Here is an 8,287-nt window from a genome sequence, read left to right as displayed (position 1 = left end):
TGATACAGTCCTTTCCCAGAGTCGTCCCAAAATAGCCTCTATAAAAGCGTTTTTGCGGGCAAGTTGTAACAAAATACATCTTGGGTGTGAAAAAGTCTCTTGTTACGGGTATACCCCTCTGTTACGGTCAGAGGCTTCGCGGTGACGCTATGCAGCCGGGCAAACGCTTCTGGCCTAACCCCTCGCGAAGATGAAATCCCGCCGTTGTAGCCACTTTTTCTCCACAAAGTTAACCCGCTCAAAGATGATGTACGAGTTCTGCACGCAAACCCATGCCGGTTTATTGCGTGAAAATAATGAAGATGCCGTGGCTTTTGATGTGCCCAGTGGCGTGGCCGTTTTAGCCGATGGAATGGGCGGCTACAACGCAGGCGAAGTGGCCAGCAGCATGGCCACTGCCTTTATCCAGACAGAGCTAGGCCGCTGGTTGCTAGATGCAGGGCAGCAAGCCAATGGCAAAGAAGTGCGGCGCGCCATGGATATTTGCGTGCACAACGCCAATTTGGCCGTGTTTACCGCAGCCAACACGCATGCGGAATACGGGGGCATGGGGACAACGCTGGTCGTCGGAGTGTTCCAGGATTCCCGCTTGCTGGTGGGCCATATTGGCGACTCCCGCTGCTACCGCTTCCGAGACAACACCTTGGTGCAAATCACCAAAGACCACTCCTTGCTGCAGGAGCAACTGGACGCAGGCCTTATCACTCCCGCACAGGCAGCGGTATCGACCAACAAAAACCTGGTCACCCGTGCGCTGGGCATCGAAGATGACGTGATACTGGAGGTGCACGAACACAGCGTTGAAGAAGGCGATATCTATCTAATGTGCTCTGACGGACTGTCTGACATGGTGGACGACGTGCCGATCGCCCGTATTATGGAGACCGACGCGCCGCTTGAACTAAAAGCCCGCCAGCTCATCAGTATTGCCAACGCGCACGGCGGACGGGATAACATTACAGTGTTACTGGCCCATGCCGTAGCAGGAATTCCCAAACGGGGGTTAATGTCCCGGCTGTTGGGCAGCTAGTCCCTCTTTTTACGATTGCCAAGCCTATGAACCGCCACAGGAGCAGAGCATGCCGAAATTGATCGTATCGATCGACGGTGTGGTCATCAAAGAAGTGCAGTTGACCAAAGACAGGACAACTTTGGGTCGACGGCCTTATAACGACATCGTTATCGACAACTTGGCGGTCAGCGGCGAGCATGCGGTGGTATTGATGGTCGGGCACGAAGTGCACCTGGAAGACCTCAACAGCACCAACGGCACCTACATCAACGGTAAGGCGGCACGCAAGCAGATTTTGCAAAACAACGATTTGGTGGAAGTGGGCAAATACAAGCTCAAGTTCATTAACGAGGCAACCGAAACCGGCTTTGAAAAGACCACCATGGCCCGTCCCGGCCTGCTGGGCAATACCCATGTGCCATCTGGCTCGGGGAACTTGAACCGGCGCGCAACCGACCACTCAGCGGCCATGCCCTTGGCCGGTACGGAAACCATCACCCTCAGCCACGCAGCCATCAAGGTACTCACCGGTGCGGCCGCTGGACGCGAAGTCACGCTGACCAAGGTAGTCACCACCTTGGGCAAGCCGGGCGTGGCAGTCGCGGCCATCACCCGCCGCCCTCATGGTTATGTGGTTGGACATGTGGAAGGTGCCGAGCTACCGACGCTGAATGCGACCCCGATCGGAGCAACCCCCGTCTCCCTCAAGCATGGCGACGTTTTGCAATTGGCGGGCACGCAGATGCAGTTTATCCAACCGTGACCATGCTGCGCAGCTGCTGAGTGGCAGCCAATGCGTGCACTGTTAAAACATTGGCCGCGGGTTCTTTTGACCCTCATTCCCGTCGTTTTTGCCCTACTGCATGCGGCAGGTATCGTACGGCTAGGGGTTTTACAGCATCTCGACGACATCATTTTTGACGCACGCCTGCGGGCCACCATGCCGCGCACGCTGGACGAGCGCATCGTCATCGTGGATCTGGATGAAAAAAGCCTGGCTGAATTGGGCTGGCCCTGGAGCCGCAACAAGTTGGCTGCCTTGGTCAACGCGCTTTTTGAACGCCAAAAAATCCGCTTGCTGGGTTTTGACATAGTGTTTGCCGAAGCGGACGAAAGCTCTGGGCTGGCGCAACTGCAACAACTGGCGCACCACCAACTGCGCGACCAACCCGGTTTTGCCGAGGCTATACAACAACTGCGTGGCGCGTTGGACTTTGACGCCACATTTGCACAATCGCTGCGCAACAGACCCGTCGTGCTGGGCTACTACTTCAGCAGCGACCGTAACGGTCGCACCTCGGGTGTACTGCCTGCGCCGGTGGTTGATGCAGCGACGCTGCAAGGTCGACACATGGGTTTGACAGCCTGGAGTGGCTACAACGCCAATATCAGCACCATTGCAGCAGCGGCACCCAACGCCGGATTCTTCAATGCCATTACCGATGCCGATGGCGTAGTGCGTTCCCTCCCGCTGTTGGCAGAGCACCAAGGACACTATTACGAATCTCTGTCATTAGGCATGTTTCGCCTATTGACAGGCCAGCCCCGCGTGACACCCGGTTTTTCCCACGACAGCGTGAGCCGGGCACAACTTGATAGCCTCCTACTACAACACGGCAGCAGGCAGCAGGCTATTCCCACGGATGCACGGGGTGCCGTGTTGGTCCCTTTCCGGGGTTCCGGTGGCCCAGACCGGACGCGTGGCGGCTCATACCGTTACGTTTCGGCGGCCGATGTCCTGTCTCACCGCTTGCCCGATGGCGCTTTGCGAGACAAGATTGTGCTGGTAGGCACCACAGTGCCCGGCCTGTTGGACCTGCGTGTAACCCCCGTAGGCGAGACCTACCCGGGCGTAGAAATCCATGCCAATGTCCTCTCGGGCTTGATGGACGGCAACATCGCTGTCAAGCCTGACTACGCGATAGGCTATGACATAGTGTTGCTCTTGATGGCAGGACTCACACTGGCCTGGGCACTCCCGCGCTTGTCCGCCCTGCGCGCCGTCGCACTCAGTGTGGACGCATTGGTGCTGGTCGTTGGCCTGAATGGGGCCCTATACCTTGGTCAAGGGCTGGTGCTGCCTCTGGCGGCGGCACTTTGGATGGTGGTCACCGCATCGGTCCTGAACATGGCCTACGGCTACTTTGTGGAAAGCCGGTCCAAACGCGAACTGGCCCATCTGTTTGGCACCTATGTCCCGCCCGAACTGGTGGACGAAATGCTCAAACACCCCCACAGCTACACCATGCGCGCCAGCAACCAGGAGCTGACCGTGATGTTTTGCGATATCCGGGGCTTTACACAGATGTCAGAGCACATGGAGCCGCTGCAATTACAAGCAGTGTTGAACGGTATGTTCAGTCGGCTCACCGCGCAGATCCGCGCCCATCACGGCACCATCGACAAATACATGGGCGACTGCGTTATGGCTTTCTGGGGAGCACCGGTTGCCACCGCCAACCACGCCCACCTGTCGGTCCACGCGGCGCTGGACATGGTGCAAGCCGTCCAGCAATTGAACAGTGAACGCCGCAGCCGCGACACCCCTGAAATCAGCATTGGCATCGGCCTGAACACCGGCAGCATGTGCGTCGGCGACATGGGCTCCAACATTAGGCGCAGCTACACCGTGATCGGTGATGCCGTCAATCTCGGCGCGCGCCTTGAGGGCTTGAGCAAAATCTACGGAGTCACCATCGTCGTCAGCGCATCCACCCGGGCGCAGGCACCCCAATATGTCTGGCAAGAACTCGATAAAGTCCGCGTCAAAGGCAAGGAGCAGGCCGTCGCCATCTATACCCCTTTGGCCAAAATGAACCCCATCACAACCTCTCTGGCGGACGAACTCCAGCTATGGGATAGCTTCCTGAGCCACTATCGCACGCAAAATTGGGCTTTATGTGGACAGCAAATAGTGAAATTACAGGGCATGGATGCGACAAAATACCTTTATCGCCTCTATGCTGAGCGAGTTGCCTCCATGCGCATGTTGCCGCCAGATCCCGCATGGGATGGTGCTACCAATTTTGAAACCAAATAAAGGGTGTCGTCATGAAAGTCCGCGTGCTGGGATGCTCTGGTGCCATCGCGAAAGACTGCAAAACCACGTCCTTCTTGGTCGATACCGATGTGCTCATCGATGCAGGCACTGGCGTAGGCGATCTCACGCTGGACGAGATGTGTTCCATCAACCACGTCTTTCTGACCCACTCCCACCTCGACCACGTCGCCGCGCTGCCGCTGATGGTAGATGCCGTGGCCTCCCAACGGACCACCGCCCTCAAGATTTACGCATTGGCCGGCACCATCGCCGCCCTGAAAGCGCATATTTTCAACAACGTGATCTGGCCCGACTTCAGCGTCATCCCCACCGTTGCCGCACCCTTCATCAGCTTCCATGAAATCACCATCGGTGAAACCACCCACATCACCGGCAAAGCCATAGAAGCCCTGCCCGCCGTGCACACCGTGCCCGCCGTAGGCTACGCGGTGTCGGCAGGCGGACCTTGCTGGGTATTTACCGGTGACACCGAGCGTAACCCCGCATTTTGGCAACGGTTAGAGCAGCTAGACGTGGCCATGCTAGTGATCGAAACCGCCTTCAGCAACCGCGAAAAAGACCTGGCCCGCCGCAGCCTGCATCTGTCACCCGTCGCGCTGGCCGAAGAGCTAGAGGGCATTGGCACCCAGCGGCAATTCCCCATCTTCATCACCCACACCAAGCCTTTTGAGACCGAGCTGATCATGGACGAAATCGCCGAGTTTGACGGCGCACTGCCTGCGGGGCGACACGTACCGCATGACATTCGGTGGTTGAAGGCGGGTCAAGCGTTTGAGGTGTGAAGTCTTGGGGATAGACCGCAAGCAATGACAAAAATGTCGCCTCCACAGTACTCACATGGGTCCTCAAGACAAAAATGTCGCCGACATGCATCGGTCACTGAAAAAAATGGGGTCAAAATGCCACCCTGCTGGGCAAATTTCACGGATCTGAGCCGGAAAGCTCTTTGGCATGCAATCTGCAACGCAGCTAGGTCTTCATCTTTTACCTTAGGAGTACCCAATGAAAATGAAACGTTCACTGCAACAAGGCTTTACGCTGATCGAATTGATGATCGTCGTGGCGATCATCGGTATTTTGGCTGCGGTGGCTTTGCCTGCGTACCAGGACTACACCGTGCGCGCGAAGGTGACGGAAGTGATTTTGGCGGCCTCTGCACCAAAGACATCCATTGCTGAAGCGGCGCAAGTATTGGCCGGCATGCCTTCTACGGCAAGTGCCAACGTAGATTCGCTCGCCTCTAAATATGTTGCGTCTGTGACCTACACCTCGACGGCGACCAGCTCGGGTGTCATCACTGCAACGGCAACCACGGCTGAGCCCAAAATGGCGGCAGGTGGTTCGGGTGCCACGGCCGGCACGATCACTTTGACGGGCACTTACGCAACGAATGGACAAGTCGCTTGGGTCTGCTCCGGCACGATTGCAGCCAAATACCGCCCAGCTAGCTGCCAAGGTTAATAGAAATATCAAACCCAGAAAAGCCTCCTTCGGGGGGCTTTTTTTATGCGCACTACCACTACGCATGCCACTCTTTAAAAACTCAGGCAGGTCATTGTGAATCCTAGACAACCGCTTCCGCCCCTTTGGTTGGGTTTATGGGTGCCACTCTTAGCGATGGCCTGGTTGATTCCAAACCACTACTACCCCTGGGCCACGTTCCATACAGATGCCTGGGTGGCGGTGATGCTGGTCATGGCGGGGGGAGCCGTTTTTATAAGATCAAACCGAAAAGTGGAGTGGCACGGCATCACCGTAGTCGTTGCGTTGCTGGCCGCGGTACCTTTCGTGCAGTTCGGGTTTGGAATGCTTTCTTTTAGCGGGGAAGCTTGGCTGATTACTTTGTATGTACTGGGCCTTTTGTTGGCATTACTGGCTGGGGCGCATTGGGAGGCGGCCACACCTGGGCGTGCGGCAGACGGTTTGTTTCTTGCCATTGGTATTGCTGCCATGGTGTCCGTTTGGCTGCAATTGCGCCAATGGCTCGGATATGCCGCAGAAGTAGAGACCATGCAAGTGTGGGCGGCAGAATTCACACGTGAACGACCTTCAGCCAACCTCGGTCAGCCCAATCAGCTTGCTACGCTTTTGTTATGGGGCTTAATGGCTTGCTTATGGGGCGTAGTCCGGAAAAAAATCAACCCGCCATGTGCCATATTGATGGCTCTTTATCTCTTGTTTGGAATTGTATTGACGCAATCGAGGATGCCTTGGATTGCATTGACAGCAGTTACGCTGGCAGGGTTTGCGTGGAGGAAGCTCCTGCCCGCACGCACTCCTTGGGTATTTCTGTTATTACTTTTGTATTTTTCTATTTGCACGGTTTCATTTTCTCATTTGAGTGAATTTTTGAATCTTGGGTTAGATATCCGTTCCGCATCGCTGGGTGGTAAGTCGTCACAATTACGATGGAAAGCCATCGGCATGTTTTTGGATGCGTTGAAACAGCGACCTTGGACGGGTTACGGATGGAACCAGTTGGCATTGGCGCAACTATCCGTGGCCAAAAATCACCCCAACATGACATCTTTTTTCATCCAATCACATAATTTACTTTTAGATTTAATGCTGTGGTGTGGTATTCCGATTGGTGCAGGATTTTTCCTTTGTTTGTCCCATTGGATGCTTCGTTGCCTAAAACGTGTATCGAATGCAGAAGATTTAGTGCTGACTCTTTTTGTACTGGTTGTGGCGATACATGCGATGGTGGAATTCCCTCTGCACCATGCTTACTTTCTTCTTCCAACCGGGGTTGTCATGGGGATGCTTAACCAGCGATTGAAACATCACGTCATTTTTAAAATAAACCGCTGGCCCGTCATTGGCTTGCTTTTTTGCACCAGCCTCTTGTTAGGTGCAGTTATTCGAGATTATTTTCTGGTAGATGCTGATTTTCGAGCTTACAAACTCGAAGTTAATCATGTTGGAATTTCATCCGAAATTAAGTCCAAAGATATTTATGTATTAAATGATCTTCGTGCATTCATTGAAAATTTACGAAAAGAGGTACAGCCCAATATCAGCGCCGAGGAGCTTGAACTATTGCGCCGGGTCACCCTCAGCTTTCCCACTCCGTTTAATTTGTTCAACTATGGCAAAGCACTTGCCATGCGCCACGAAACTCTGGCCGCTAAAGATTGGTTGGAGAAACTCCAAAAGCTGCAACCAGACGCTTATCTAAAAAATTTGCAAGAAGTCTGGCAGAGTCAAAGCCGAACGGAACCTGCTATGGCAGCGGTAATTTGGCCTCCAAGCGACGCTGACCGCGAACAAACAAAAGGTTTAAGCAAAGGTATCCAACAATAAGAACCGAGATATCTTCTTGCGCCAGGTACTTCACTCCATGGAACTAGTCGCCGCCTTCCTCCTCGCCCTCCCCTGGCTCAACCCCTTCGCCCCCGGCCCGATGGCGGCGATGGTGCCTTGGCTGGTGGCGCTGGGTTGTTTGGCCGGACTTTTTGGGGTGCAGGCGGTTTGGCCGCCTGCCCGGCAGCCGGGAGACTCTGCTGGTTGGGCGGGCGCTGCGGCAAGTGGCTGGCTGCTGGCCGGGGCGTTGAGTTGTGCCTTCGGCATCGTCCAGTACTTCGGCCTGAGTGCAGCGCTGTCTCCCTGGATCAACACCACCCAGCTGGGCGAGGCTTTTGCCAATCTGCGCCAACGTAACCAGTTTGCCAGCCTGACCCATATCGCGTTGGCAGCCCTGTTGTGGTGGACGGTGCAGATACGGCCCATCGTGGTCCAGCCAGCGGCGCGGAATCTGGCCGTCGCGTTGGCCGTCCTGTTGGGGTTAGGCAATGCCGTGTCGTCCTCTCGCACCGGGTTGATGCAGACCGTCTTGGTCGTGGTGCTGGCGGCCAACTGGGGCGGCCTGCGGGAACCGGCCGTACGCCGGGTACTGCTGGCGTTTGTGCTGGCTTACGGGCTGGGCCTGCTGCTGCTGCCGACCTTGGTGGGGCTGGACACGGGCGCCTGGGCGCGGCTGCGGGAAGGCGACGCGCTGTGTTCCAGCCGCCTGACGCTGTGGCACAACGTGCTGACGCTGATCGCCCAGCATCCCTGGCTGGGCTGGGGCTGGGGTGAACTGGACTACGCGCACTACATCCACCTCTACGACGGCCCGCGGTTTTGCGACATTCTGGACAACGCACACAACCTGCCGCTGCACCTGGCGGTTGAGCTGGGCGTGCCGGTGGCCGTGGCCGCGTGTGGCCTGC

The 8,287-nt window shown here is 56.0% G+C and carries 7 protein-coding genes; all 7 read left to right on the top strand.

Going from position 1 to position 8,287, the window contains the following annotated elements; translation table 11 throughout:
- Positions 1-244: 244 nt before the first annotated feature.
- The gene (locus ABI213_RS04015; protein WP_348005604.1) at positions 245-1,030 is read left to right on the top strand and encodes a Stp1/IreP family PP2C-type Ser/Thr phosphatase; all 786 of its coding nucleotides are present in this window, start codon (positions 245-247) and stop codon (positions 1,028-1,030) included.
- Between the two features lie 49 nt (positions 1,031-1,079).
- Entirely contained in the window at positions 1,080-1,775 is a 696-nt protein-coding gene (locus ABI213_RS04010) for an FHA domain-containing protein (protein ID WP_348005605.1), read from the top strand.
- Between the two features lie 30 nt (positions 1,776-1,805).
- On the top strand, positions 1,806-4,052 hold the full coding sequence (locus ABI213_RS04005; protein WP_348005606.1) for an adenylate/guanylate cyclase domain-containing protein: 2,247 nt from the start codon (positions 1,806-1,808) through the stop codon (positions 4,050-4,052).
- Positions 4,053-4,063: 11 nt separating this feature from the next.
- Complete coding sequence (locus tag ABI213_RS04000) at positions 4,064-4,855, top strand: 3',5'-cyclic-nucleotide phosphodiesterase (RefSeq protein ID WP_348026165.1); 792 nt, start codon at positions 4,064-4,066, stop codon at positions 4,853-4,855.
- 226 nt (positions 4,856-5,081) lie between these two features.
- The gene (locus tag ABI213_RS03995; protein ID WP_348026167.1) at positions 5,082-5,534 is read left to right on the top strand and encodes a pilin; all 453 of its coding nucleotides are present in this window, start codon (positions 5,082-5,084) and stop codon (positions 5,532-5,534) included.
- A 156-nt stretch (positions 5,535-5,690) separates the two neighbouring features.
- The gene (locus ABI213_RS03990; RefSeq protein ID WP_348026163.1) at positions 5,691-7,379 is read left to right on the top strand and encodes a Wzy polymerase domain-containing protein; all 1,689 of its coding nucleotides are present in this window, start codon (positions 5,691-5,693) and stop codon (positions 7,377-7,379) included.
- Between the two features lie 37 nt (positions 7,380-7,416).
- On the top strand, positions 7,417-8,287 hold an 871-nt coding region (locus ABI213_RS03985), incomplete at its 3' end, for an O-antigen ligase family protein (RefSeq protein ID WP_348026161.1).

The organism is Rhodoferax sp., assembly GCF_039922535.1.
Taxonomy (GTDB): Bacteria; Pseudomonadota; Gammaproteobacteria; order Burkholderiales; family Burkholderiaceae_C; genus Rhodoferax_B.
Note: the sequence above shows the minus strand (reverse complement) of the source record. Positions and strands in the feature narration are given on the sequence as shown.

What these genes read in the sequence shown, in the direction of transcription:
- ABI213_RS04015 (WP_348005604.1), top strand. Translation starts at nt 245, where the DNA reads ATGATGTACGAGTTCTGCACGCAAACCCATGCCGGTTTATTGCGTGAA.
- ABI213_RS04010 (WP_348005605.1), top strand. Translation starts at nt 1,080, where the DNA reads ATGCCGAAATTGATCGTATCGATCGACGGTGTGGTCATCAAAGAAGTG.
- ABI213_RS04005 (WP_348005606.1), top strand. Translation starts at nt 1,806, where the DNA reads ATGCGTGCACTGTTAAAACATTGGCCGCGGGTTCTTTTGACCCTCATT.
- ABI213_RS04000 (WP_348026165.1), top strand. Translation starts at nt 4,064, where the DNA reads ATGAAAGTCCGCGTGCTGGGATGCTCTGGTGCCATCGCGAAAGACTGC.
- ABI213_RS03995 (WP_348026167.1), top strand. Translation starts at nt 5,082, where the DNA reads ATGAAACGTTCACTGCAACAAGGCTTTACGCTGATCGAATTGATGATC.
- ABI213_RS03990 (WP_348026163.1), top strand. Translation starts at nt 5,691, where the DNA reads ATGGCCTGGTTGATTCCAAACCACTACTACCCCTGGGCCACGTTCCAT.